General features: G+C 71.5%; 21 protein-coding genes. 12 read left to right on the top strand and 9 right to left on the bottom strand.

Features of this window, described 5'->3' with window-relative positions:
- Nucleotides 1-6: 6 nt before the first annotated feature.
- Together M3667_RS10060 and M3667_RS10055 are read right to left on the bottom strand one after the other, a co-directional pair.
- Nucleotides 7-2,640 (bottom strand): glycoside hydrolase family 78 protein, encoded by a 2,634-nt coding sequence (locus tag M3667_RS10060; RefSeq protein ID WP_251507725.1) that lies wholly within the window; start codon nucleotides 2,638-2,640, stop codon nucleotides 7-9.
- 31 nt (nucleotides 2,641-2,671) lie between these two features.
- Nucleotides 2,672-3,262, bottom strand: coding sequence for a TetR/AcrR family transcriptional regulator (locus M3667_RS10055; protein WP_251507724.1), 591 nt, complete (start codon nucleotides 3,260-3,262; stop codon nucleotides 2,672-2,674).
- A 132-nt stretch (nucleotides 3,263-3,394) separates the two neighbouring features.
- Here M3667_RS10055 and M3667_RS10050 point away from each other — a divergent pair, with 132 nt between their 5' ends.
- A complete protein-coding gene (locus M3667_RS10050; RefSeq protein ID WP_251507723.1) occupies nucleotides 3,395-4,714 on the top strand; it encodes an MFS transporter in 1,320 nt (439 codons plus the stop codon).
- A gap of 1 nt (nucleotide 4,715) precedes the next feature.
- Nucleotides 4,716-5,948: a family 1 glycosylhydrolase gene (locus tag M3667_RS10045; protein WP_251507722.1), complete on the top strand. Its 1,233-nt coding sequence runs from the start codon at nucleotides 4,716-4,718 to the stop codon at nucleotides 5,946-5,948.
- A gap of 266 nt (nucleotides 5,949-6,214) precedes the next feature.
- Here the strand turns inward: M3667_RS10045 and M3667_RS10040 are convergent, their stop codons facing one another.
- Nucleotides 6,215-6,850, bottom strand: coding sequence for a TetR/AcrR family transcriptional regulator (locus M3667_RS10040; protein WP_251507721.1), 636 nt, complete (start codon nucleotides 6,848-6,850; stop codon nucleotides 6,215-6,217).
- Nucleotides 6,851-6,962: 112 nt separating this feature from the next.
- Here M3667_RS10040 and M3667_RS10035 point away from each other — a divergent pair, with 112 nt between their 5' ends.
- Complete coding sequence (locus tag M3667_RS10035) at nucleotides 6,963-7,787, top strand: sugar phosphate isomerase/epimerase (protein WP_251507720.1); 825 nt, start codon at nucleotides 6,963-6,965, stop codon at nucleotides 7,785-7,787.
- Entirely contained in the window at nucleotides 7,784-8,914 is a 1,131-nt protein-coding gene (locus tag M3667_RS10030; RefSeq protein ID WP_251507719.1) for a Gfo/Idh/MocA family protein, read from the top strand. The genes M3667_RS10035 and M3667_RS10030 overlap by 4 nt, the downstream gene beginning before the upstream one ends.
- A 17-nt stretch (nucleotides 8,915-8,931) precedes the next feature.
- Here the strand turns inward: M3667_RS10030 and M3667_RS10025 are convergent, their stop codons facing one another.
- From M3667_RS10025 to M3667_RS10005, 5 genes are all read right to left on the bottom strand, one after another.
- Nucleotides 8,932-9,942, bottom strand: a complete 1,011-nt coding sequence (locus tag M3667_RS10025; RefSeq protein WP_251507718.1) for a hypothetical protein — start codon at nucleotides 9,940-9,942, stop codon at nucleotides 8,932-8,934.
- 4 nt (nucleotides 9,943-9,946) lie between these two features.
- Nucleotides 9,947-10,537 carry a TasA family protein gene (locus M3667_RS10020; protein ID WP_251507717.1) on the bottom strand — a complete coding sequence of 197 codons (591 nt, stop codon included), beginning with the start codon at nucleotides 10,535-10,537 and terminating at the stop codon, nucleotides 9,947-9,949.
- A 133-nt stretch (nucleotides 10,538-10,670) separates the two neighbouring features.
- Complete coding sequence (locus tag M3667_RS10015; protein ID WP_251507716.1) at nucleotides 10,671-12,272, bottom strand: DHA2 family efflux MFS transporter permease subunit; 1,602 nt, start codon at nucleotides 12,270-12,272, stop codon at nucleotides 10,671-10,673.
- Between the two features lie 111 nt (nucleotides 12,273-12,383).
- Complete coding sequence (locus tag M3667_RS10010; protein WP_251507715.1) at nucleotides 12,384-13,757, bottom strand: MFS transporter; 1,374 nt, start codon at nucleotides 13,755-13,757, stop codon at nucleotides 12,384-12,386.
- Nucleotides 13,754-14,215, bottom strand: a complete 462-nt coding sequence (locus M3667_RS10005) for a MarR family winged helix-turn-helix transcriptional regulator (protein ID WP_251507714.1) — start codon at nucleotides 14,213-14,215, stop codon at nucleotides 13,754-13,756. Before M3667_RS10005 ends, M3667_RS10010 begins: the two co-directional genes overlap by 4 nt.
- A gap of 99 nt (nucleotides 14,216-14,314) precedes the next feature.
- On the opposite strand from M3667_RS10005, the gene M3667_RS10000 reads away from it, so the two are divergent.
- The 6 genes from M3667_RS10000 (at nucleotide 14,315) to M3667_RS09975 (ending at nucleotide 21,907) form a co-directional block, all read left to right on the top strand.
- Nucleotides 14,315-15,163 (top strand): alpha/beta fold hydrolase, encoded by an 849-nt coding sequence (locus M3667_RS10000; protein WP_251507713.1) that lies wholly within the window; start codon nucleotides 14,315-14,317, stop codon nucleotides 15,161-15,163.
- A gap of 283 nt (nucleotides 15,164-15,446) precedes the next feature.
- A complete protein-coding gene (locus tag M3667_RS09995) occupies nucleotides 15,447-16,295 on the top strand; it encodes a carbohydrate ABC transporter permease (RefSeq protein WP_251507712.1) in 849 nt (282 codons plus the stop codon).
- Nucleotides 16,292-17,224 (top strand): carbohydrate ABC transporter permease, encoded by a 933-nt coding sequence (locus M3667_RS09990; RefSeq protein WP_251507711.1) that lies wholly within the window; start codon nucleotides 16,292-16,294, stop codon nucleotides 17,222-17,224. The genes M3667_RS09995 and M3667_RS09990 overlap by 4 nt, the downstream gene beginning before the upstream one ends.
- Nucleotides 17,225-17,268: 44 nt before the next feature.
- Nucleotides 17,269-18,588 carry an extracellular solute-binding protein gene (locus M3667_RS09985; protein WP_251507710.1) on the top strand — a complete coding sequence of 440 codons (1,320 nt, stop codon included), beginning with the start codon at nucleotides 17,269-17,271 and terminating at the stop codon, nucleotides 18,586-18,588.
- 90 nt (nucleotides 18,589-18,678) lie between these two features.
- A complete protein-coding gene (locus M3667_RS09980) occupies nucleotides 18,679-20,934 on the top strand; it encodes an FAD-dependent oxidoreductase (protein ID WP_251507709.1) in 2,256 nt (751 codons plus the stop codon).
- Nucleotides 20,935-21,013: 79 nt separating this feature from the next.
- Complete coding sequence (locus M3667_RS09975; protein WP_251507708.1) at nucleotides 21,014-21,907, top strand: LacI family DNA-binding transcriptional regulator; 894 nt, start codon at nucleotides 21,014-21,016, stop codon at nucleotides 21,905-21,907.
- A 44-nt stretch (nucleotides 21,908-21,951) separates the two neighbouring features.
- Here M3667_RS09975 and M3667_RS09970 read toward each other — a convergent pair whose 3' ends face one another.
- Nucleotides 21,952-22,746, bottom strand: coding sequence for a DeoR/GlpR family DNA-binding transcription regulator (locus tag M3667_RS09970; protein ID WP_251507707.1), 795 nt, complete (start codon nucleotides 22,744-22,746; stop codon nucleotides 21,952-21,954).
- Nucleotides 22,747-22,793: 47 nt separating this feature from the next.
- On the opposite strand from M3667_RS09970, the gene M3667_RS09965 reads away from it, so the two are divergent.
- Nucleotides 22,794-23,813 carry an acetylxylan esterase gene (locus M3667_RS09965; RefSeq protein ID WP_251507706.1) on the top strand — a complete coding sequence of 340 codons (1,020 nt, stop codon included), beginning with the start codon at nucleotides 22,794-22,796 and terminating at the stop codon, nucleotides 23,811-23,813.
- Nucleotides 23,789-24,760, top strand: a complete 972-nt coding sequence (locus M3667_RS09960; RefSeq protein ID WP_251507705.1) for an acetylxylan esterase — start codon at nucleotides 23,789-23,791, stop codon at nucleotides 24,758-24,760. The genes M3667_RS09965 and M3667_RS09960 overlap by 25 nt, the downstream gene beginning before the upstream one ends.
- Nucleotides 24,761-24,873: the final 113 nt, after the last annotated feature.

Genomic DNA, 24,873 nt, shown 5'->3' with positions numbered 1-24,873 from the left:
AGCTCGTCAGGCCGGATCGTGCGCGAACGACGCGGCGGTCGCAGCGGCTTCGGCCGGCGTCCACTGGCACGAGAAGCGGTGGGTGCCGGTGGCCACGTCGAACGCTGCCGACCCGTCGGGGAGCCGGATCTCGGCGGTGCTCGAGGCGGGGACCGTCACCTCGAGGGCGAACGCTCCGTCGTCGAGGGTCCACGACACCGCCGCCCGGCCGTAGGGGGTGTCGTGGTGCGCGCGCACCCACGTCAGCTCGGGGGTGGGGCACGGCGCGACCGTCAGCCGCCGATAGCCGGGGCTCGCGGGGGCCAACCCGGCGACGCGGCGATGCAGGAAGTCGGCGACGGCCCCGAAGGCGTAGTGGTTGAACGAGGTCATGTCGCCGGGATTGATCGACCCGTCGGGGAGCATCGAGTTCCAGCGCTCCCAGATCGTCGTGGCCCCCATCGTCACCGCGTACAGCCACGACGGGCATTCCCGCTGCAGCAGCAGCTTCCACGCGGTGGCCTCCTGCGCGGTGTCGACCAGGGCGTCGCACACGAGCGGGGTCCCGAGGAAGCCAGAGCCGATGTGGAACCCGTCGGTGGCCACCTGCGCGGCGAGCAGTTCGCCGGCGTGCACGCGCTGGTCGGGCGAGAGCAGATCGAAGCGGATGCCGAGGGCGTACGCCGTCTGCGAGGGGAACGCCGCGCGGCCCGAGGGCGTGACGTACTCCGTGCGGTACCGCTCGGCCGCGCGATCGGCGAGGGTGCCATAGCGGAGTTCGGCGTCGGCGTCGCCGCGCAGCCCGGCCGCATCGCGCGCGATCTGGGCGGACCGCGCGAGGTACGCGGTGGCCACCGCCTGCCAGGGCAGTCGCGCCGCCCACGGCGCATCGTCGGGGGCCGCGGCATCCAGCCAGTCTCCGAACGAGAACCCGCCGCTCGCGAAGTCGAGGTCGGCGCCCGCGCGCCGGGCGAAGGCGTCGACCCACGCGGTCATCGAGGTCCACTGGGCGTCGAGGATCCCCTCGTCGCCGTAGCGCTCGTGCAGCACCCGGGGCACGACCGTCGCCGCGTCTCCCCATCCCGCCTCGGCGCCGAGCGGGGGCAGGTGCGGGTCGATGTCGGCCCACGGGATGTAGACCGGAACGTTGCCGTCGGCGTGCTGGTCGGCCGCGAGGTCGGTGAGCCACCCGGTGAGCATGCCGGCGGTGTCGTACAGGAACGAGGCGGCGGGGGCGAAGACCTGCAGGTCGCCCGTCCAGCCCAGGCGCTCATCACGCTGCGGGCAGTCGGTGGGCACGTCGACGAAGTTGCCGCGCATGCCCCACACGACGTTCTCGTGCAGGCGGTCGAGGAGGGGGTCGGATGCCGCGAACTCTCCGACCCGCCGCAGGTCGGTGTGGATGACGACGGCCTCCAGGTCATCGGGGGTGAGCTCTCCCGGCCAGCCCGACACCTCGGCGTAGCGGAAGCCGTGGATCGTGAACGCCGGCTCCCACTCGCGGGCCGCGCCCGCGCTGACGAACTCGTCGGTGGCCTTGGCCCTTCGCAGCGGTCGCACCCCGAGCTCGCCGTCCTCGAGCACCTCGGCGTGCCGCAGGCGCACCGTCGTTCCGGCGGGAGCCGCGGGCACGCGCACCCGCAGGCGACCGACGAGGTTCTGGCCGAAATCGACGATCGTCGCACCGCTCGGCGTGGTCGAGATCGTGACCGGCCGGATCACGTCGGTGCGCACCACAGGCGGGCCGGTCGGGGCGACGAGCGTGCGCGTGTCGAGGTCGACGAGCTCGACGGGGCGCCAGTCCTCGGCTCGCGGGCCGGGGGAGTCCCATTCGGCGATCTCACGACGGGCGTCGAAGCTCTCGCCCATGTACAGATCGGCTCGGGTGACCGGCCCGGCGGCCCACCGCCACGACTCGTCGGAGCCCATGACGCGGAACGTCCCGTCGGCGTGCTCGGTCTCGAGCTGCACGAGGGCGGCGGTGCGCGAGCCGTAGACGTCGCGCATTCCCGCGAAGCCGAGGAACCCGCGCCACCACCCGTCGGCCAGGTGCACGCCGATCACGTTGTCGCCGGCGGCGAGCAGGTCGGTGACGTCCCAGGTGCGGTAGCGCAGGCGGCGGTGGTAGCTCGTCCATCCCGGGTGGAGCACGTCGTCACCCACCGGTCGGCCGTTGACGCTCAGGGTCATGACGCCGTGGGCCGTGGCCCGCAGCCGTGCCCGGACGACGGGGGAGTCCAGCTGCACCTCGCCCCGCAGCAGGAGAGCGGGTTCGCCGTCGTCGCCGGGCTCGCCGACGATCGGCGCGACCGCGCGGGCGACCCAGAGGTCGGGATCGAGCAGGCCCGTCTCCAGCGCGGTCGGCTCGCTCCAGTCGGAGGGGTCTCCGTCGCTACCCCACACGCGCACGCGCACCCGGGCGCGCGCACGGCTCTCGAGCGGTTCCCACGGCCAGGCGACCAGCACCGACTCGATCGACTCGACCCGGCCCGTCGACACGGCATCCGGATCGTCGCCGAGAACGAGCTCGAGCTCGTACGCCCGCTGGGTCCAGCCCGCCTCGTCGGTGTCGGTGACCCACGACAGGCGGGCGCGGCTCTCGCCGATTCCGAGGGGCAGGCGGTGGTGCTCGATGGTCACCGGGCGCACGCGAACGCTCATGTCGCTCCTTCGCGAGAGGGGGGAGAGGGGGTCAGATCGGATCGACGAGGAAGCCGTTGATGGTGCGACGGCTCTCTTCGACGAAGTCGATGTCGAGGCCGCTGAGCCACAGCAGCTGCGCTCCTTCGACGGACGCCATGGCCGACAGCGCGGCGCGGCGGGGGTCGACGCCCGGGCGCAGACCGCCCTCGTCGCCGACCGCGCGGAAGGCGGCCTCGACGGCGTCGGCAATCCGCAGGAAGCGCTGCGCGAAGTAGTCGTGGGCGGGGTGCGCGGGATCGACGGCCTCGGCCGCGAGCATCGAGTACAACTGCACGACGCCGCGCTGCCCCACCTGCTGGCGGGAGATCTCGAGCAGCTCGCTGAGGAACCCTCGGCCGTCGAGGCCTTCGAGCTCGAGCTCGGCGCTGCGATCGCGCTGTTCGAGGACGGCGCGCAGCAGGGCGATCTTGCCGCCCGCGAAATGGTGGAGGACGGCCGTCTGCGTGACGCCGACGGCGGCGGCGATCTCGTTCACCGAGCTGGCGCTGTACCCGGATCGGGAGAACACCTGGAAGGCGGCGTCGAGGATCTGCGCCTGCCGTTCCGCGCTCTTGCGGTAGGGGCCCCGTGGTCCGGACATGGAGTCACCGTAACAGTTTTCGCCGAAAATATTGCACGCTTCATATTTTCGGTGTTACCGTCCTCGCATCCCGACTCACCCGGGTGATCGATGACGACACCGGACACCCGTCCACGGCAAAGGAGCCACGAAATGACCCTCTCCGCAGAACCGCCCGCCACCTCGACCGGCACCCCCGAGCCCGTCCGCCGCGACGAGCCCACCCCCACCGAGGCATTCCGCCGCGAAGCGTCGCCGCGCCGCGGTTTCGTGTTCTTCCTCGTGCTCGCCGCCGTGGGCGCGGGTGCCGCGCAGATGTCGGCGGCCCTGCTCACGCTGACGCTCAAGGCCACCGCGCTCGACGCCGCCGCGGCGACGACGATCATCTCCGTCTCGAGCGCGATCGCCGGCATCCTGACCCTCGTCGCCCTCCCGGTGCTCGGTGCGCTCAGCGATCGTTCGCGCTCACGCTTCGGGCGCCGCCGCCCCTTCCTCCTCCTCGCGATGGCGGCCTTCCTCACCGGAGGCGCACTCCTGGTCGCGGCCCCCAACGTGCCGCTGTTCGTCGTCGCGCATCTGCTCATCACGCTCGGCTTCGTCACGACCGGTGTCGTCACCACGGCGCTCATCGCCGACCAGCTTCCGCGCGATCGTCGCGGACCCGCCTCGGCCTTCGTGAGCCTGAGCACCGCGATGGGCGCTCTCGTCGGCATCGGCATCTCGCAGCCTTTCGGCGCCGAGCTCGTCCCCCTCATCGGCCTGCCCACGGTCTTCGCCGTCATCGCGGTCGGTCTGCTGTTCGTGGTGCTGCGCGACCCGCGGTTCGACCAGCCGCGCGAGCGCTTCGACCTCAAGGGCCTCGTCGGCGTCTTCTGGGTGAATCCCGTGCGCCACCCCCGCTTCGCCGCCGTGTTCGCCAGCCGCATGCTCGTGTTCTCGGGCGTCGCCGCTCTCAACGGCTACCAGGCGATCTACCTGCTGCAGCGCGTGCAGCTGCAGCCGGCCGACCTCGGCGGCGCGATCCTGCTCACGGTCATCGTCAACGTCGGCATCTCGCTGCTGGTCGCTCCCGCGATCGGCAAGCTCAGCGACCGCCTCGACCGCCGGAAGCCCTTCATCATCGCGGCCGCGATCATCCTCGGCATCGGCCTGGTCGTGGCATCCACCGCCACCGACTTCGGCTTCTACCTCGTGGCCTGCGGCATCGTCGCCCTCGGCCAGGGCGTCTACTTCGCCGTCGAGCTCGCGCTCGCCACCCGCCTGGTGCCTGACATCGACAACCCGGCCAAGGATCTCGCGATCATCAAGATCGCCGACAACCTCCCCGTCACGATCGTCGCGGCCGTCGCCCCGGTGCTCCTGGCGATCGGTGCGGGTCCCGCCGGCCCGAACTTCGCCGCGCTGTTCATCGCCGGAGCCGTCTCCGCCGTCCTGGGCGGACTGGTCATCCTCTTCATCAAGGGAGCACGCTGATATGACGAACGATTTCCTCTGGGGTGTCGCCATCGCCGGTCACCAGAACGAGGGCGACAACGTCCACAGCGACATCTGGGCGCTCGAGAACACGACGCCGACGATTTTCCGCGAGCGCAGCGGCATCGCCAACGCCCACCTGACCCGCTGGGAGGACGACCTCGACCTCGTCGCCTCGCTGGGCATGAACGCCTTCCGCTTCTCGGTCGAGTGGGCGCGCATCGAGCCCGCGCGGGGCCAGGTCGTCACCGGGGCGCTCGACCACTACGAGCGCGTGATCGACGGTGCCTGGGCGCGCGGCCTCGCGCCGGTCGTGACCTTCACCCACTTCGCCTCGCCGCAGTGGTTCGCCGCGGCCGGGTCGTGGTTGGCTCCGGATGCCGATCGGCTCTTCGCCGAGCAGTGCGCGCGGGTCATGCGCCGCTTCGGCGACCGCATCCACACCGCGGTGACGATCAACGAACCCAACCTCGAGCAGCTGTTGCAGGCGGGGCACAAGCTTCCGCCGCAGGTGGAGGTGCTCAAACGCGAGATGCTCGCGGCCGCCGCGCGCGATGCCGGCACGCCGGAGTACTTCGCCTCGAACGTCATCCCGGCCGACCGGCAGGACGACTTCCAGGCCGCGCTCACCCGCGCGCACCGCGCGGCCGTCGCCGCGATCAAGGCCGAGCGCGCCGACCTGCCGACGGGTGTGTCCATCGCGATCTGCGACGAGATCGCCCTCCCCGGCGGCGAGGCGCACCGCGACGCCAAGCGTGCGGCCGTCTACGACCACTGGCTCCGGGTCGCCCGCGACGACGACTTCGTCGGCGTGCAGAACTACGAGCAGATCGTGCACGGTCCCGACGGCGAGGTCGAGGTCGACGGACCCCGAAACGGCATGGGAACCGTCATCGCCCCCGGGGCGCTCGCCGGCGCCGTGCGCTACGCCCACGAGGTGTCGGGGGTACCCGTGATCGTGACCGAGCACGGCATCCAGACCGACGACGACGCGCAGCGCGAGGCGTTCATCCCGGCGGCGTTGGAGGCCCTGGATGCCGAGATCGCCGGCGGCACGCCGGTTCAGGGGTACTGCCATTGGACGCTGATGGACAACTTCGAGTGGATCTTCGGCTACGGCCCGAAGCTCGGCCTGGTCGCGGTCGACCGTGACACTCTCGAGCGCACGAAGAAGCCGAGCGCCGACGTCTTCGCGGCCGAGGTCGCGCGGCGCGCGGCGGTTCCCGCACGTTGACGTACGGGGAGCCCCGGGTGTGCGCGTCGTCACGCGCCCGCCCGGGGCTTCGTCGCGCATGCGCATCCTCGGGGATTCGCGCATCCTCAGCCGATCGCGGGTGCATGCGGCTGAGGATGCGCGAATAACGGAGCGTGCGTGCGACGGCGGCTCCCGGGGGCCGGCGTGCACCCTCAAGGATCCGCGCATCCTCAGCCGATCGCGGGTGCGCGCGGCTGAGGTTGCGCGAATCACGGAGTTCGCGCGGCGCGCCACCTCGAGCCAGGTCAGCGCGGCGGAGCCAGCAGCCCGCCGAGCGCACCCAGCGATCGGGCGAGCGGCAGCGATGGGTCGAGCAGCCACTGCACCTGCAGGCCGTCGGAGGCGGCGATGAGGAGGGCTGCGACCTGGTCGGGGTCGCAGTCGGCGCGCACCAGGCCGTCCGCCTGCTCTTGGCGCAGACGCGCGGCGAGGTCTTCGCGCAGGCGAGCGAAGCGGGCCGTGAAGTACTCGCGCGCGGTGGCGCTGTCTTCTTTCAACGACGTCGCGACGAGGGTCGTGTAGAGCTCGACCAGCCCCGGCACGGAGGTGTTGTGCTCCGCGGCATCCGTCAACGACGACAGCGCCGTGGCATCGGGCGCGGGCGGGCGCTGCCGGTTGGCGTGGTCGTACACGGCCACGAGCAACTGCTCGCGCGAGTCGAAGTAGTGCAGGAGCGCCGCGTGCGAGACGCCGAGCGCCCGCGCGATGCTGCGCAACGATGCGCCGTCGGCGCCGCGCTCGGCGAAGACGTCGATCGCGCGGTTGAGGATCTCCTGTCGGCGCGCGACGCCCTTCGAGTACGCCCCGGAGCGGCCGAGGCGCTCGTCGTCGGCGGAGTCGTCGAGGGCGTCGTCGCCGGGGGAGTCGTCACCGAGGGTCACCGGGTCAGTCTAAGCGCGGGGCGAAAGAGAAAGCATCCACTGGTCGGTTTTCTGGTAGCGTTCCCACCGAGCCGCTCGCGCGGCGATCTCGACGACGAGCAAGGAAGGTCCGATGTCGCTCCCCACTCCCTCCGTTCAGCTCTACACGCTGGCCGATCAGTTCAGCGCCGACCCGCAGGGGTCGCTCGACCGCCTCGCCGCCATCGGCCTGCGCAACGTCGAGGCGTTCGACTTCGTGCGCCGCCCGGCCGAGATCCGCGCCGCGCTCGACGCGAGCGGTCTGGCCTCGCCCACCGGCCACGCCCCCCTGCTGTCCGACGAGCTGTGGACGCCCGACGGGTCGATCCCCACCCCCGCCCCCGAGGCGGTCTTCGACGCCGCGGCCGAGATCGGCATCCGCACCGTGATCGACCCCTTCGTCGCCGCCGATCGCTGGCTGACCGCCGACGGCGTGGCCGACATCGCCGAGCGCATGAACGCCGCAGCCGACCTCGCCGCCACCTACGGGCTTCAGGTCGGTTACCACAACCACGCGCAGGAGTTCCTCGCCGACGTCGACGGCCGCAGCGCGTTCGAGCACTTCGTCGCCCTGACCGACGAGCGCGTCGCCATCGAGCTCGACCTGTTCTGGGCGCTCACCGGCGGCCAGGACGTGCCCGCTCTCGTGAGCCGCCTGGGCTCGCGCCTGCTCGCCGTGCACGTGAAGGACGGCATCGTCCCGGCCGAGAACCCCTTCGCCCCCGGCGCCGACCTCGGCGTCACCCGCACCCTCGACCAGCGTCACCCCGGCCACGGCCAGGTGCCCCTCGTCGAGGCCATGCGGGCCGCCGAATCGGTGCGCTGGGCCGTCATCGAGTACGACCGCGCCCCCGGCGACGTGTTCGACGACGTCGCCGCCAGCCACGCCTTCCTGCTCGAGAACGGCCTCGCCGCGTGAGCGCCCCCGTCGGCGTCGGCATCATCGGCGCGGGTGTCATCAGCGACACCTACCTCGAGAACCTCACCTCGTTCCCCGACGTCGACGTCCTCATCGTCGGCGACCTGATCGCCGAGCGCGCGCGGGCCCAGGCCGAGCAGTACGGCGTGCCCGCGTGGGGCACGGCCGACGACGTGCTCGCCCACCCCGACGTGCAGGTGGTCGTCAACCTCACGATCCCCGCCGTGCACGTCGAGGTGTCGTCGAAGGCGATCGCCGCCGGCAAGCACGTATGGACCGAGAAGCCCCTCGGCCTCGACCGTGAGAGCACCGCCGAACTTCTTCGGCAGGCGGATGCCGCGGGCCTGCGCATCGGCTCGGCGCCCGACACGCTGCTGGGCCCCGGCTTCCAGTCGGCCAAGCGCGCGATCCTCGACGGCGCGATCGGCCGGCCCCTGTTCGCGCAGGCGTCGTTCCAGACGCAGGGGCCCGACCTCTGGCATCCGGGACCGCAGTTCCTCTTCGCCCGGGGCGCCGGTCCGCTGCTGGACATGGGGCCGTACTACGTCTCGGCGCTGGTCAGCCTCCTCGGCCCGGTCGACCGGGTCGCCGCCGTCGGCACGCGGCCGCGCGTGCAGCGGAGCATCCGCACGGGGCCGGCGGCGGGCGCGGTCTTCGACGTCGAGGTGCCCACCACCGTGCAGCTGATCGCCTCGTTCGAGGGGGGTGAGCAGGCGCAAGGCCTGTTCAGCTTCGACTCCGCGCTCGAACGAGCCGGCGTGCTCGAGGTGCACGGAACCGAGGGGTCGATGTTCCTGCCCGATCCGAATCACTTCGTCGGCGAGATCTCGCGCGTGGAGCCTCTCGGCGTGCTCCTCGACGACTTCCGGCCCGAGCAGGAGCGCCTCGAGGTGCCGCTGCAGGGCGCGGAGGTCGGCCGCGGACTGGGGGTGCTCGACATGGTGCGGGCGATCGCCGAAGGGCGCCCGCACGTGGCCTCGGGCGAGCTCGGCCATCACGTGCTCGACGTGCTCCTGTCGGCCGAGGAATCGGCCGCCGGCGCGGGCTTCGTGACCGTTGAGAGCACGCTGGGCGCTCCGGTGCCCGTGCTGCCGGCCGACTTCGATCCGTTCGCGCGCACGCTCTGAGCCGGAGCCCCGGCGCGTCAGCGGCAGAAGGGGCGGCCGAAGCCGAGGAACACCCCGCCGACGGGGACGGATGCCGACGACTCGGCCGACCAGGCGCGCCCGGCGGTCGTGCGTACGGTGACCCGGTCGGTGCGGAACAGCGAGTACGAGCCGTCGTTCGGGACGCGGGCGGCCCGCGCCCACGGCGGAATGCCCGACGCGACGACGCGACCGTTGACCAGTACGTCGAAGCCGCGCGGCTCCCAGCCGTCGTAGGCCCAGGTGACGACGGCGCCGCCGTCGTTGACGCACCCCAGTCGCGTGGGCGGCGAGACGGTGGCGGCGACGATGCTCCCGGGCGTTGCGGTGACGTCTGCCAGCGCCGCCCACGCGGGGGTCGCCCCGACAGTCGCGGCCACCGCGAGCGACGAGGCGAGACCGAGCGTTCGGCCGATCCGCACACGGGCGGGGGTCCGCCGCTGCGCACGCAGGCTCCGACGCGTCACCGGAAGGCTGCGGTGCGAGGCATCGGGGTCGACCGGCGGTCGGGGTTCGTCGTCGTCACCGCGACGCAGGGCGAGCACCACGCACAGGGCGAATCCGACCGCCACGGCGCCGAGCGGTACGACACCGGCGGTCTTCAGCCACACCACGGGCAACCCGACCCACGGCACCCTCAGCACCCCGACGCCGCGGACGGCGTCGGGGTGCAGGGGCGACGAGTCGGCTGACGGGTTGGCGTCGCCCTTGGTGATGAGTGCTCCGTCGGGGTCGATGCCCGAGATGCGATGCAGGCGCAGTCGATCCGGCCAGTCGGGGTCGTCGGCGAGCACGACCCGGCCCGGCAGCAGGGCGTCCGGCGGCATCGGGCGCGACACCACGACGTCGCCCACCTCAATCGCCGGCGACATCGACGCCGTCATCACGGTGGTGGGCAGCCACCCGAGCGCGACGGGCGCCGCCGCCCAGAACCCGAGGGCCAGGGCGAGCGTCACCACCGCTCGGGCCGCCGCCACCGCCGCGACGAGCAGCACGCGACTCGCGGGCACCGACTCAGCTGTTCTGGGCTTCCCAGACGAGCGCGGTCGAGGCGGTGCCCCCCTGGACACTGTTCGGCGCGTCGTCGGCGAGCGTCCACGAGATGCGGAAGGTGCGCGACTCCGCCTCCGCTCCCGTCGGGCTCCAGGTCGCGGCCCCGGTGGCGAACGAGGAGTGCGCTCCGGTGAAGCCCGCGAGGCTGCCGTCGAACACCGTGCTCTGCGCGGTGAAGCCCGTGCAGGTGCCGTAGCCGCCGCCGGTGCCCTGCTCGATGGTGAGGGCGAGGTGGTCGGCGAGGCCGGCGGTGCCGGTCACCTCGTCGGCGTACAGGCGCACCTGCGAGGCGAGGGTGCCGGTCGAGGTGACCGCGATGCACGTCGTGCCCCCGTCGCCGGGCTTGGCGTCGGGCGCGGTGAAGAGCGTGCGTCCCGCGGCGTCGTCGGCGAGCTGCACGGTGCCGGCGCGCCAGCTGTTCTGCTCGTTCGAGGTGGTGTCGGAGAACGCGGCGTACGAACTCGTCGACACGAGGACGCCCGCCGCGACCACGGCCGCGGGAAGGGCGATCGCGGTGGCGATGCGAGAGGAACGGCGTGTGAACTTCGGCATGATGGATCTCCCCACGAGATCAAGAGCGGATAGGTCACCTGCACAGTAGGAAAACCCCTCGTCGTGGAGGAGAAGCGGGTGGAGGCTTGACAAGTCCCCACCCGCCGTGGTTTTCATTCGACCGAATGGACCCCTACGAGACCGACTCCTTCTCGGGCTCGCGCCGCCGAGCGCCCGTGCCGAGCGTCAGGGTCGAGGCCAGGCCCAGCGTGAGGAACGCCGCCGCGGTGAAGGCCGCGGCGCGCGTGCCGTCGCTGAAGGCGGCGCGCGCGTCGATCGCGAGGTCCTGCGTCTGCGGCGAGGCCCCGAGGCCGGCGATCGCCGCCCCCGCGCTGTCGACCACCTGCGAGACGACCTGATCGCTTTCCGCCGTGGGCACGCCGCGGTCATCGAGGCGCGCGGCCAGCACACCCGCGGTGGTCGAGAACAGCACGGTGCCCAGCACCGCCACCCCGAGAGCGGCGCCCAGCTGGCGCGAGGTCGACTGGGTGCCCGAGGCCTGCCCGCTCGCTGCCGGGGGCACGTCGGCCAGCACCACGCCGGTCAGCTGCGCCGTGGCGAGGCCGACGCCGACGCCGTAGACGAAGAGGAAGGGGATGAGGGGTCCCCACGTGGCATCCGGAGAGATGGTGAAGGCGACACCGGCTACGCCGATGATCTCGGCGAGCAGGCCGCCGCGCACGATCCAGACGGGGGCGACCTTGCCGCTGAGCGCCCCCGCGATGCCGCTCGCGACGAACGAGCCGATCGCGAGCGAGAGCAGCAGCAGTCCGGTCTGCAGGGCATCGAAACCGACGACGAACTGCAGCCACAGGGGCAGGGCGAGGATGATGCCGAACTCGCCGAGCGAGACGACGGCCGCGGCGATGTTGCCGTTGCGGAACGACGTGATGCGGAACAGGCCGAAGGCCAACAGCGTCGATCGCCCCGCGCGCTGGCGCCGCACGCCCCACGCGATGAAGGCGATCAGCGCGACGAGCGCCACGGCGAAGGCGATCGGCACGGGGGAGAGGGAGAGCGGCCACGTCCAGTCGCCGATCGCGGGCGCGGTGTCGACGGTCCACCATCCATAGGTGCGGCCCTCGATGAGGCCGAACACGAGCGGGGCCATCGTCAGCACCGACAGCAGGGCGCCGACGCCGTCGATCGCCTCCACCCGGTCGCTGCGCGATTCGGCGACCGTCAGGGCGACGCCGATGACGATGATCACCCCGAGCGGGATGTTGATGCCGAAGGCCCAGCGCCACGAGAACGCCGTGGTCAGCCACCCGCCGAGCAGCGGGCCGACCGCGGCCATGCCGCCGATGGTCGATCCCCACACGGCGAAGGCGATGCCGCGCTCGCGTCCGCGGAAGGTGGCGTTGATGATCGAGAGGGTGGTCGGCAGGATCATCGCTCCGCCCACTCCCTGCACGAGGCGCGAGGCGATGAGCAGCCCGCCGGTCGGCGCGAGGGCCGCGGCGATCGAGGCGGCGGCGAAGATGCCGACGCCGATCAGCATGAGCCGTCGTCTGCCGAAGCGGTCGGCGAGCGAGCCGAAGACGAGAAGGAACGAGGCGAAGACGAGGGTGTAGGCCTCTTGCACCCACTGCACCTCGGTCGACGAGATCTTCAGCTCTTCGACGATCGAGGGCACGGCGACGTTGACGATCGTGGAGTCCACGATGATCAGCGAGACGGCGATGCTGATGAAGACGAGCCCCGCCCAGCGGCGCCGGTCCATGGTGTCGTTCATATAGCTAGCTTATCTAGCGATATGCGTCGAGGGAAGGGCTAGCGCGCACCACGGAAGACCCCTCTGGCAGACGGATGCCGAGGGTGCGGCATCCGTCGGATCGAGGGGGCCTCAGGCGCTGTGGCGCGGGCGCGGGGTCGCGCGCGGACCGCGCTCGCCGGGCGGCAGCGGGATCGGCGTGGTGCCGGCGATCTCGTCGCTGAAGTCCTCGGGCTCGGGCGCGACCGTCTGGATCGGCCGGGTCTCGTCGATGGTGAGCAGGAACCGCTTCGTCTCGTGGCGGTGCACGCGTCCCGAGGCGAGCGTCCAGCTGGCACCGATCGCGCACGCGATCACGGCGACCACTGCGGCGAGACCGATCGCGACGCGGGGCCCGAAGTGCGCTGCGACGGCGCCCACGATCGGGGCGCCCACGGGCGTTCCGCCCAACAGGATCGCCATGTACAGCGCGAGCACGCGGCCGCGCAGCACCGGGTCGGTCGTGCTCTGCACGTAGCCGTTCGCGGTGGTCAACGTCGTCACGACGCAGAAGCCGGTGAGCACCAGGGTCGCGGCGTACGCCTCGTAGCTGGGGGCGAAGACCGAGAGGGCGGATGCCACGGCGAAGCCGCCGGCGCCCACGATCACCACGCGCATGCGGGCGCGTTCGCGACGCGCGGCGAGGAGCGCCCCCGCGAGCGAGCCGATCGCGACGAAGGAGCTGAGCAGACCGAACCCGTCGGCGCCGCGGCCGAACTCGAGCGCCATCGTCGAGGCGAAGATCGGGAAGTTCATGCCGAAGGCGCCGAGCAGGAACACCATCACGAAGATCACGACGAGGTCGGGGCGCTTCGCGACGTAGCGGAAGCCGTCGGCCAGGCGCGCGGGACCGCCGCGGCGGTGGCGGGCGACGAGCTCGTGCGGACGCATGACCAGCAACGCGCCGAGCATGGCGAGGAAGGTCACCGCGTTGACGAGGAACACCCACCCGGTGCCGACGATCACGATCATGACGCCCGCGACGGCCGGGCCGATCAGGCGGGCCATGTTGAAGGAGGCGGCGTTGAGGGCGACGGCGTTCGAGGCGTTCTCCTGCGACACCAGGTCGGACACGAAGGCCTGGCGAGCGGGGTTGTCGAAGGCGGTGACGACGCCGAGGGCGAGGGCGAAGCCGAACATCAGCGGCAGGGTCATCACCCCGGTCAGCAGCAGCACGCCGAGGGTCACCGCGAGCAGCAGCAGCGCGCTCTGGGTGCACATGATGAGCTTGCGCCGGTCGAACCGGTCGGCGACCCATCCGGTCACGCTCACCAGCAGTAGGGGAGGGGCGAACTGCAGCGCCATCGTCACGCCCATCGCGGCGGCGTCGTTGTTCGTCAGCTGGGTCAGCACGACCCAGTTCTGGGCCGTGGCCTGCATCCAGGCGCCGACGTTGGAGACGAGGGCTCCGATGAACCAGACGCGGTAGTTGAAGATCGACAGCGACCGGAACATCGACGTGCTCATCTGTCGGCCACCTTCCTCATGATCACCGTGGCGCGGGCCAGCGCGTCGCGTTCTTCGGGGCTGAGCTCGGCGAGGGCCTCCTCGAGGAAGGCGTCGCGCCGGCGGACGGTCTCGTCGACGATGCGACGGCCGAAATCGGTGAGGTCGATCGTCACGCGGCGGCGATCGACCTCGTCGGGGATGCGCGAGATGTATCCCGCCTCCTCGAGGAGCGACACCGTGCGGTTCATCGACGGCGCCGTGACGCGTTCGCGCTCGGCCAGCTGGCCGAGCGTGTGCGCGCCGTGCACGGTCAGCGCGGCGAGGACGGCGAACTGCCCGTCGCTCATGGAGTCGACCGCTCGCTGCGCCCGGAGGCGTCGAGCGAGGCGGAAGGTCGCCATGCGCAGCTCGGAGGCTGCGGCGCTGAAGTCATGACTCAGGTCGGGAAGGGGGGATTCGTCGACGCGATCATTCATGTTCGTGAGGACAAGGCTAGCTCATTAGCCTTGCTAACGGAATAGAGGACGGCGTTCCGCGACCTCCGTCCGGCGTCTGCGCGCCCCTAGACTCCCCCCATGCCAGAGTTCGACGACGCCTACGGCATCCGCATCGTCTACGACGTGTACGAGGCGGTCGAGCCCCGCGCGGTCGTGCAGCTGCTGCACGGGGTGGGCGAGCACGCCGGCCGCTACACCGCCCTCATCGAGGCTCTCGTCGGAGCGGGCTACACCGTGTACGCCGACGACCACCGCGGCCACGGCCGCACGGGGATGGGGCAGTGGGGAGGCGATCGCGCCAAGCTCGGGCGTCTCGGACCCGGCGGTCTCGGCGCCGCCCGCGACGCGGTGTGGACCCTCTCGCAGCGCATCCGCGAGCAGCACCCCGACCTGCCGCTCGTGCTGCTCGGGCACTCGTGGGGCTCGTTCCTCGCGCAGATGCTGCTGGATCGGCATCCGGATGCCTATGACGCGGTCGTGCTGAGCGGTTCGGCCCTGCGCGTGCCGGGGGCGCTGAACGCGGGCGATCTCAACGCGCCGTGGAAGCACCTCGGCGGCTCCGGGATGCAGTGGCTCTCGAGCGACGAGCAGGTGGGGCGCGACTTCGTCGCCGATCCGCTGACGACGTCGACGCCCTTGGCGCGCCTGTTCGGTCCCCTCGAGACGCTGAAACTGCTGGGGCGTCCGCGACGCGACCTCGGGCGCGACGTGCCGATGCTGCTGATGGTGGGGCGCGACGACACGGTGGGCGGCCCCCGCAGTGTGCACCGCCTCGCCGACGCGTACCGGCGGCGGTCGGGCCTGACCGATGTAACGACCCTGGTGTACCCGGGGGCGCGGCACGAGATCTTCGCCGAGCGCGACCAGGCCGCGGTGCGCGCCGACCTGCTGGCGTGGCTCGACGAGCGGATCCCGTCGCGCGTCTGAGTCATCAGGTTGATCGCGACTCCGTTTTGAACATGTGAAGTAACAAGAATAATCACGAGTTCACACGTCGTAATCTAAGCGTTACCGTCGCGAATTGACCTCGTCGCGCTGACCCGCGAGGCTGAATGCGCCGAAAGCGGGTCAAACCGCCTCGATCGGGCCGCATGGTCCCTCATCGCCGAGGAAAGCGCACATCGACGTGACGACTCTGAACACACCAAAACTCACACAAACAAACAAAAGCTCACGTCGGACCAACCGACCCGAGCGCCTCGGCAACGGGATGTTCGCCGTGCTGCTGGTGGTGCCGGGCATGGCGCTCATGGCGGTCGTCGTCGCGTACCCCCTCGTCTCGGCGCTGGTCACCGCGTTCTTCCAGCAGAGCCTGGTGCTGCCCGGGCGCGAGTTCGTCGGCTTCCAGAACATCGCCGACGTTCTGCAGGACGACTTCCTCCGCCTGCTCGGACAGACGCTGGTCTTCACCCTGGGCACGACGATCGCCCCCTTCGTGATCGGCTTCGCCCTCGCGCTCGCCCTGAACACGCAGATCCGCGGATCGAAGGTGTTCCGCGGCCTCATGCTCATCCCGTGGCTCGTGCCCGGCGTCGTGGTGTCGTTCCTGTGGATGTGGATCTTCAACGCCAACTACGGCGTGATGAACGCGATCCTCGAGCCGCTCGGCGTCTCGCCCCAGGCCTGGCTCGCGCAGCCCGGTACCGCGATGTTCGCGGTGATCGTCGCGAAGACCTGGCAGTCCTTCCCCTGGATGATGGTCATGCTGCTCGCCGGTCTGCAGACCGTGCCGCGCGAGCTGCACGAGGCCGCGGAGATGGACGGCGCGGGAACGGTCCGGCGCTTCTTCTCGATCACCGTCCCGCAGATCGGCGGGATCATCGGCCTGGTTCTGCTGCTGGAGTTCATCTGGAACTTCCAGCACTTCGACATCATCTACGTGCTCACCGGCGGCGGCCCCGCCGGCTCCACCGAGACCTTCGCCACCTCGGTGTACGAGACCGCCTTCCACGGCTTCGACCTCGGCCGCGCCGGAGCGCTCGGCCTGCTGTGGCTCGTCCTGCTGATGGCGCTCGTCGTCGTCTACGTCCGATTCTCCGAGAGGAGCGAGAAGCGATGACCAGCACCGCCCTCCCCACCGTCGCCCCCAGCCCCGAGGCCCCGCCGGTCGTCGTCGACGTTCCCGCACGCCGCAGCCGGCGCCCGAGCTCAGGCCTGCGCTCCGACCGCCCCGGCGTCCGCGTCGCATCGTGGGCCGCGCTGATCGTGTGCGGCGGGTTCGCCCTGCTGCCGGTCTACTGGCTGCTGGCCACCTCGCTCACGCCTCGCGACCAGGTGTTCTCGTACCCGCCGAAGCTGTTCCCCACCGAGATCACCTTCGACGCCTACATCTCGCTGACGTCCAACCCGCAGCTGTTCACCTACCTGCAGAACAGCGTCATCGTCTCGGTCGTCACGGCCCTGCTCTCGGTGATCGTGTCGGCCTACATGGGCTACTCGTTCTCGAAGTTCCGCTACCGCGGGCGCCGACAGCTGATGTACTTCGTGCTGGCCTCGCAGATGTTCCCCCAGGCACTGCTGTTGGTCACGCTCTACAGCGTGTTCAGCGCCTACGGCCTGCTCAACACCTACACCGCTCTCGTGCTGTCGTTCACGACCTTCACGCTGCCGCTGTGCGTCTGGATGCTGAAGGGCTTCTTCGACACCATCCCCGACGAGCTCATCGAGGCCGCCCGCGTCGACGGTGCCTCGCGGCTGCGCACCATCCACTCGATCGTGCTGCCGCTGGCCGCCCCCGGGCTCGTTGCCGCCGGACTGTTCGCCTTCGTCCGCGGCTGGAACGACTTCATCTTCGCCCTGACCCTCGCCGGCCCCGACAAGCAGACGCTCCCGCCCGGACTCGTCAACACCTACGTCGGCGAGGCGGCCACCGCCTGGCCCGAACTCATGGCGGCATCCCTCGTGGTGTCGCTTCCGGTGGCCGTCGCGTTCATGCTGCTGCAGCGCTACCTGGTCAGCGGCATGACGGCCGGTGCCGTCAAAGGCTGACCCCCGCTCTTTCTCTCACCGCTCGCTCGTCAAGGAGGACACCCATGTCTGCTTCGTCCCTTCCCAACCCGCTCATCACGCGCCGTCGCGCGCTGCAGTTCCTCGGCATCGGCGCCGCGGCCGCAGCGCTCGCCGGATGCGCCCCCACGGCCACCGGCGGACCCGCCGCGGGGGCCGCCGGATTGAACGGCGCCGACCCGACCGACTTCTCATTCGCGTCGTGGTCGCTCACCGAGGAGTCCGCCAAGCCCGCGCTCGAGGGCACCCTGGCGTCGTACGAGAAGGCCAAGGGCGTGGCGGTCAAGCGCACCGCGTTCCCCTACAACGAGTACATCAACCAGCTCATGCTCCAGGTGACCGGCGGGCAGTTCACCGGCGCCGCGCACGTCGACGTCGCCTGGCTCGGCAGCCTCGCCGCCACCGGCAAGCTGCAGGACGTCTCGGCGTTGGCATCCGGTCGGGGATACACCTCGTCGGCCCTCGAGGCTGCGACGTTCAACGGCGTGCAGTACGCCCTGCCGTGGACCATCGGCGCGATCGGCCTCATCGCCAACTCCGAGACCCTCGGCAAGGCCGGCCTGTCGGCCGACGCCTTCCCGACGACGGTCGACGAGTTCGAGAAGGCCCTCGTCTCGCTCAAAGGCCTCGGCGGGGGACTCATCCCCTACGCGGCCTCGACCAAGGCCGCGCAGCTGAAGGACATCCTCATCTGGATGCAGACCTTCGGCAGCCCGCTCGTCGACGGCGACACCATCACGATCGGCGACGACGCCAGCGTCGAGGCCGTCACCTGGTACAAGGGCCTTTACGACCAGGGCCTCATCGCCGCCGACGTCGACCGCTTCGACGCCCGCAGCCTGTTCGCCCAGGGCCGCGCCGCGATGTACGACGACGCCCCGGTGGGCCGCGGAGCGGTGACCAAGGAGTCGCCGGACGCCGACCTCGCCGCCAAGCTCGCCCCGGTGTCGCGTCCCGTGCTGAAGAAGGGCGACACTCCACGCGCTCTCGTCTGGGGCGGCGCGATCGCCGTGGTCAACGGCACCGGCGCCGCAACCGCGGGCGACTTCGCCCAGTACGCCACGAGCGACCTCGACGCGATCCTCGCCGACTACGCGATGCGCGGTCTGCCGCCCGCGACGACCGAGGCGCTGTCGTCGTCGGAGGTCGCCTCCGACACCTTCGGCGCGCAGTTCAGCGAGCGCATCACCGCCACCGCGAGCGCGAACCCCCTGTGGAAGTTCACCGCGTACTCGCAGATCGAGTCGGCCATCGCCGACCGCGTGCAGGCCGTGCTGATCGGCTCGGCCTCACCGAAGGACGCCATGAAGCAGGCCGGCGAGACCGCTCAGAAGCTGGTCGGCTGACGCGCGGCGGCGCTCCCGCCTGGGGGCGCCGCCCCGCTCGCCCTGCACGCAAGCCGGACGCCCCCGCGTCCACGGAAGGACACACGCAGCATGCGTTCCCATACGGCCGACTACGACCTGGTCGTCGTCGGCGGCGGACTCGCCGGAGTCGCCGCGGCCATCGCCGCGGCCCGTCTCGATCGGCGGGTCGCCCTCATCAACAACCGCCCGGTGCTCGGCGGCAACTCCTCGTCGGAGGTGCGCGTCTGGGTGTGCGGGGCGACGGCCCACGGCAACCAGCGCTGGGCCCGCGAGAACGGCATCATCGGCGAGTTCTACCTCGAGAACCAGTACCGCAACCCCGACGGCAACCCCATCCACTGGGACGACGTCGTGCTGGATGCCGTGCGTGCCGAAGCGAACATCTCGCTGTTCCTCAACACCGACGTGCGCGACGTCGCGGCATCCGGCCCCGAGGGGGAGCGCCGCATCGAGAGCGTGACCGGGTGGACGATGGGCGCCGAGACCGAGACGACCTTCGTCGCCCCGGTCTTCCTCGACTGCACCGGTGACGGGCTCGTCGGCCACCTCGCCGGGGCGCGGGCGCGGCTCGGCAAGGAGGCGCGCGAGGAGTTCGACGAGGACTGGGCGCCCGTCGAGGCCGAGCGCACCTTCCTCGGCTCGACGCTGCTGTTCTACACGAAAGACGTCGGACACCCGGTGCGTTTCGTCGCCCCGGATTCGGCGAAGTCGATCCTCGAGACCCCGATCCCGTCGTCGCGCATCATCCGCAGCGGCGACAGCGGTGCGCACTACTGGTGGATCGAGTGGGGCGGGGAGCTCGACATCGTGCACGACAACGAGCGCATCCGCGACGAGCTCCGCTCGGTGATCCTCGGCATCTGGGACCACATCAAGAACTCGGGCGAGTTCGACGCCGACACCCTCGATCTCGAGTGGATCGGCAACGTGCCCGGCAAGCGCGAGTACCGGCGCCTCGTCGGCGACTACACGCTGCACCAGCGCGACGTGATCGAGCAGACGCGCTTCGACGACGGCGTGGCCTTCGGCGGCTGGTCGATCGACCTGCACCCGAAGGAGGGCATGTACGCGACCGGCGCCGGCGCCGTGCAGCGCTTCTCGAACGGCGTCTTCGAGATCCCGTTCCGCTCGCTGTATTCGGCCGACGTCGAGAACCTCCTGATGGCGGGGCGCGATATCTCGGCCACGCACATCGCGTTCGGGGCCGCGCGTGTCATGGCCACGTGCGCGGCGATGGGCGAGGCGGCCGGCACCGCGGCATCCCTCGCCCTCTCGCACGGCACCATGCCGCGCGGTCTCTACGCGCAGCATCGCGACGAACTCCGCCAGCTGCTGCTGCGGCAGGACGCCCCGCTGATCGGCGTCGCGAATAGCGACCCGTCCGACCTCGCTCTGCGCGCCGCGGTCTCGGCGTCCGGCGTGCGCGCGAACCTCGGGCCGGGTGAGGCGGGTGCGGGCGAGCCCTACCCCCTCGCGCACGACGTGGGCATCGTGCTCCCCGTGCACCCGCGTCTCGACGGCATCGAGCTCCGGGTCGCAGCCGAGGCCGACACCGAGCTCGAGGTCGAGGTGTTCTCGACGGGCCTCCCGCAGAACGTCGTGCCCGAGCACCTCGAGCAGCGCGTCACGGTCCCTCTCGCCGCCGGGCCCGCCTCCTGGGCGCACGTGCCGGTGCAGTGGGAGCCCGACGCCCCCGCGAACGCCGTCGTGGTGGTGCGGGCGCGGGAGGGCGTGACGCTGTTCACGACCGACGAGCTGCCTCCCGGCATCCTCACCCTCGTCCACACCTCCGACGCCGACGATCAGAACGTGCAGGTCAGCCTCGACGAACTGCTCGTGCAGTGGCCGACCAAACCGTTGCGCGGCCGGTCGATCGTCTTCCGCGCGGCGAGCCGGTCGCAGGCTCTCGACCCCGAGCGCGCCGTCGGCGGGTACCACCGGCCGTTCGGCGGGCCGAACCTCTGGGCGTCCGAGCCCCTCACGCAGGGCGCGGCCTGGCTCCGCCTCGACTGGACCGAGGCGGTGACCGCGCGCGAGATCGTGCTGGTCTTCGACGACGACCCCGACGTCGAGCTCAACACGCTGCACCACCATCGCGACCCTCACCTGGTGATGCCCTCGCTCGTGCGGGCGTACCGCGTCGAGGTGAAGACGGCGGATGCCGCGGACTGGCAGGTGATCGCGCAGGTGGACGACAACCGTCGTCGTCGGCGCACGCACCCCGTGCCCGTCGGGCTCGGCGGCATCCGCTCCGCCCGTCTCGTGGTGGAGGCGACCAACGGCGCCGCCGAGGCGCGCGTCGTCGCCTTCCGTGTTCAGGAGTGACATGGCGCGCGATACCGTAGCCCCCAGAACAGAACGCCTCGCGGCGCGCGCCGCCCGGTCCTCGACGAGGAGCACCGCCATGCCCGACACCTCCTCCGTCGCGCGTCGGTCGTCGCCGCTCACGCGGCGCGAGCGCACCGGCATCGTGGCGCTCGCCGTGCCCAACCTCGAAGAGCCCTACTTCGCCGAGCTGACGACGTTGCTGGCGCGAGGGGCCGAGGCGCGCGGGCTGTCGATCCTCATCCAGCAGACCGAAGGCGACCATCAGCGCGAGATCGACGTCGCCAACGGCGTCGGGCTCCCGGCCACCGACGGCCTCATCCACATCCCCCGTTCGCTCACGGTCGGCGACCTCACCCGCCGCACCGACCCCGGGCCCCTGGTGCTGCTGGGCGAGCACATCGCGGTGAGTCCGTTCACGCACGTGTCGATCGACAACCGCCGCACCGCCGACCTCGCCACCACCCACCTCGCCGAGGCCGGGTGTCGCCGCGTCGCGTTCCTCGGCCCCCGACTCTCGCGACCCTCGGATGCCGCGGACCAGCGTTTCACCGGCTACCGCGACGCCGTCGCGCGGCTCGGTCTCGCCGACGAACCGGGGCTCATCGTCTCGGTCGACGCTTTCACCTCCGAGGAGGGGGCGGCGGCGTTGCGCCGTCTGCACGCGACGGGGACGCGCTTCGACGGCGTGGTCTGCTCGAACGACTCGGTCGCGTTCGGCGTGCTGGCCGCGCTGCACGAGAGCGGCCTCGCCGTTCCCGCCGACGTCGCGGTGATCGGCATCGACAACGTGCACGCGGCGCGGTTCTCGGTACCCGCGCTTTCGTCGGTCGCCCCCGACGACGAGGGAATCGTGGAGGCGGCCTTCACCGAGCTCGAACGACAGATGTCGGCGCGGCCCGGCGCCGACGTGCCGATACGGCACATCGTCGTCGACGCCGCGGTCGTCGCCCGCGCGAGCACGGCGCGGTGAGCGTCCGCTCCACCGCCCGCAGCCCGCACGGGGGCGGGCGGTGCTCAGTCGTCGTCGTCGCCGGCGGCGATCCAGAGCTCGGCCACGTGCGCGCGCAGGGTCTCTTCGGTCTCGGGATCGAGGCCCTCGTCCATCACGACGAGGTCGACCTCGTTGAGGTCGACGATCGTGGTGAGCCCGACCGCCCCCCACTTGGTGTGATCGGCGAGCACGACGGCGCGGGCACCCGCGGCCACGAGGGCGCGATTGGTCTCGGCCTCGAGCAGGTTCGAGGTCGTCAGCCCCGCGGTCAGGTCGATGCCGCGCACGCCGAGGAACACGACGTCGCAGTGCAGGTGCTCGAGCGACGCCACGGCCACCGGGCCCACGAGGGCGTCGGCGGGGGTGCGCACCCCGCCGGTGAGCACCACCGTCTGCGTGTACGGCTCGTCGGCGCGGTCGGGTCGGGCGAAGACGTCGGCGACCGGCAGCGAGTTGGTCACGATCGTCAGGTCGTCGACGCCGCGCAGTTCGCGGGCGAGCGCCCACGTGCTCGACCCTCCGCCGAGGCCGACCGACATGCCCGGCTCGACGAGCGTGGCGGCGCGGCGGGCGATCGCGCGCTTGCCGTCGCCGTTGCGGCGCGACTGCGCGGCGAGGGTGCGCGGCGAGTTGTCGGCGCGAGCCACCCGGGCACCCCCGCGCACCTTGTCGACGTAGCCGTCGGAGGCGAGCACGTCGAGGTCGCGGCGGATCGTCATCTCGCTCACGCCCAGGGTCGCGGCCAGATCCGGAACCGCGGCGGCGCCCAGCCGGCGCACCTCGGTCAGCAGGCGGGATCGGCGTTCGGCGGCGAGCACGATCGTTCCTCTCGGTCGGGCCTCCAGTCTTCCACGGCCGGTGCGCGGTGAACGGCGTCATCGCCGACCGTTCGGGCGACGGCGACTACGGCTTCGAGCTTCCGGCCCTGCGCGCGGTGCCGCCGGTGCCGCCACCGCCCGGCTTCGCCGAGCGGTGGGCCGGGTGGTTCGCCGAGGCGACGACCGTCGATCCCGAGCCCCGGGTGATCTCCACCGAGCAGCGCGACGATCGCGAGGTCGCGCTGGTCGAGCACACGGTGTCGGGCGGTCTGCGGGTGCGCGGCTGGTTCGCCACGGCCGTCGGCGGGATCGCGCCGCGGGTCGGCATCGTCCACAGTCATGGGTACGGCGGGCGCGAGGGGCCCGACTTCGATCGCGTGCCCGACGATGCCGCGGTGTTCTTCCCGGTGGCGCGGGGTCAGGGCGCGCTCAACGCGGGTCTCGGTGCCCCCACTCCCGCCGACGGGCACGTGCTGCACGGCATCCACTCGATCGAGGACTACGTGCTCGGGCGATGCGCGGTCGATCTGTGGCACGCCGGATCCGCGCTGCGGGCCCTCGCGGGCGAGGTGCCGCTGTACCTCGTCGGCGAGAGCTTCGGCGGGGGAGTGGGCGCCCTCGCCCTGTCGTGGGACGACCGGATCGTCGGCGCCACCCTCGTCGTGCCGAGCTTCGGACAGTACGACCTGCGCCTGCGCATGCCGTGCGAGGGCAGCGGCGAGCGCGTGCGCGCCCACGTCGCCCGCCACCCCCGCGCCCGCGAGGTGCTGCGCTTCTTCGACGCCTCGACCGCGGCCACCTTCGCGCGCGTCCCGGTGCGCGTCGAAGCCGCCCTGCGCGATCGGCACGTGCCGCCCGCCGGGCAGTTCGCCGTCGCGAATGCGATCGATCAGGCGCCGGATGCCGCGCTCGACCTCGAGGTGCTCGCCTACGGCCACCGCGAGTACCCCGAGCTCCCCCTCGTCCTCGAGCGTGCGTTCTCCGCGACGCGCGCCCACATCGCCCGGGTGCTCGCGCACCCCTCGACCGCTCTGGAGACCCCGTGGCCCACTTCGACCTTCCGCTGAGTGCGCTGGAGACCTTCCGCCCCGACCGGGACGAGCCCGCCGACTTCGACGCCTTCTGGGCCGACACGCTCGCCGAAGCGCGCGGGCTGGCGTGGGAGCCCCGGTTCACCCCCGTCGACCCGGTCGACAGCCGGGTGAGCGGCGTCGACGTCGACGACGTGGAGTTCGCCGGCTTCGGCGGGCATCCGATCCGCGCGTGGCTCGTCCGACCGCGCGGGGTCGACGGGCCGCTGCCGTGCGTCGTGCAGTACATCGGCTACAACTCCGGGCGCGGCCTCGCTCATCAGCACACGCTGCTACCGGCGGCAGGCTTCGCCGTTCTCGTCATGGACACCCGCGGGCAGGGCAGCGGCGCGCTGCCCGGAGCCACCCCCGATCCTGTCGGGTCGGCTCCCCACACGGCGGGGCGCCTGACCGACGGCATCGACGACCCCGCCCATGCGTACTACCGACGGGTGTTCTGCGACGCGGTGCTCGCGATCGACGCTGTACGCGCCCACCCGGCCATCGACGGTGCGCGCGTGAGCGTCTGGGGTGGGAGCCAGGGCGGCGGTATCGCGCTCGCCGCGGCGGCGCTGAGCGAAGGACTGCGGTTCGCCGCGATCGACTTCCCCTTCCTCAGCGGCATCCGCCGTGCCGTCTCGATCACCGACGCCGCGCCCTACAGCGAGCTCGTCACCTACCTACAGACCCGGCGCGGCGACGAGGAGCAGGTGTTCCGCACCCTGTCGTACCTCGACGGCGTGAACTTCGCCGCGCGCGCCCGGGTTCCGGCACTGTTCTCGGTGGGATTGATGGATGCCGTGTGCCCGCCCTCCACCGTGTTCGCGGCCTACAACCACTGGGCCGGCGAGAAGGGCATCCGCGTCTACCCCTACAACGGCCACGAGGGCGGCGGCCCGGTGCACCAGCTCGAGGTGCTGCGCGCCCTCGCCGTGCGCGGCTGAGCAGGCCCCGCCATGATGTCGAATAAAACGCAAATACTGCCCATCTAGCTGTCATCTTTTGGTTGCCATACCGCAAAAGCGGCACTACTGTCGGAAAGACCAGGACACCTCGA

The organism is Microbacterium sp. P26 (assembly GCF_023712585.1).
Classification (GTDB): Bacteria; Actinomycetota; Actinomycetes; order Actinomycetales; family Microbacteriaceae; genus Microbacterium; species Microbacterium algihabitans_A.
Note: the sequence above shows the minus strand (reverse complement) of the source record. Positions and strands in the feature narration are given on the sequence as shown.

Coding starts and splice junctions, on each gene's coding strand:
- M3667_RS09990 (WP_251507711.1), top strand. CDS start 16,292: ATGACCAGCACCGCCCTCCCCACCGTCGCCCCCAGCCCCGAGGCCCCG.
- M3667_RS10035 (WP_251507720.1), top strand. CDS start 6,963: ATGTCGCTCCCCACTCCCTCCGTTCAGCTCTACACGCTGGCCGATCAG.
- M3667_RS09975 (WP_251507708.1), top strand. CDS start 21,014: ATGCCCGACACCTCCTCCGTCGCGCGTCGGTCGTCGCCGCTCACGCGG.
- M3667_RS10055 (WP_251507724.1), bottom strand. CDS start 3,262: ATGTCCGGACCACGGGGCCCCTACCGCAAGAGCGCGGAACGGCAGGCG.
- M3667_RS10010 (WP_251507715.1), bottom strand. CDS start 13,757: ATGAGCACGTCGATGTTCCGGTCGCTGTCGATCTTCAACTACCGCGTC.
- M3667_RS10045 (WP_251507722.1), top strand. CDS start 4,716: ATGACGAACGATTTCCTCTGGGGTGTCGCCATCGCCGGTCACCAGAAC.
- M3667_RS10015 (WP_251507716.1), bottom strand. CDS start 12,272: ATGAACGACACCATGGACCGGCGCCGCTGGGCGGGGCTCGTCTTCATC.
- M3667_RS10000 (WP_251507713.1), top strand. CDS start 14,315: ATGCCAGAGTTCGACGACGCCTACGGCATCCGCATCGTCTACGACGTG.
- M3667_RS10005 (WP_251507714.1), bottom strand. CDS start 14,215: ATGAATGATCGCGTCGACGAATCCCCCCTTCCCGACCTGAGTCATGAC.
- M3667_RS10060 (WP_251507725.1), bottom strand. CDS start 2,640: ATGAGCGTTCGCGTGCGCCCGGTGACCATCGAGCACCACCGCCTGCCC.
- M3667_RS10050 (WP_251507723.1), top strand. CDS start 3,395: ATGACCCTCTCCGCAGAACCGCCCGCCACCTCGACCGGCACCCCCGAG.
- M3667_RS09980 (WP_251507709.1), top strand. CDS start 18,679: ATGCGTTCCCATACGGCCGACTACGACCTGGTCGTCGTCGGCGGCGGA.
- M3667_RS09985 (WP_251507710.1), top strand. CDS start 17,269: ATGTCTGCTTCGTCCCTTCCCAACCCGCTCATCACGCGCCGTCGCGCG.
- M3667_RS10020 (WP_251507717.1), bottom strand. CDS start 10,537: ATGCCGAAGTTCACACGCCGTTCCTCTCGCATCGCCACCGCGATCGCC.
- M3667_RS09995 (WP_251507712.1), top strand. CDS start 15,447: ATGTTCGCCGTGCTGCTGGTGGTGCCGGGCATGGCGCTCATGGCGGTC.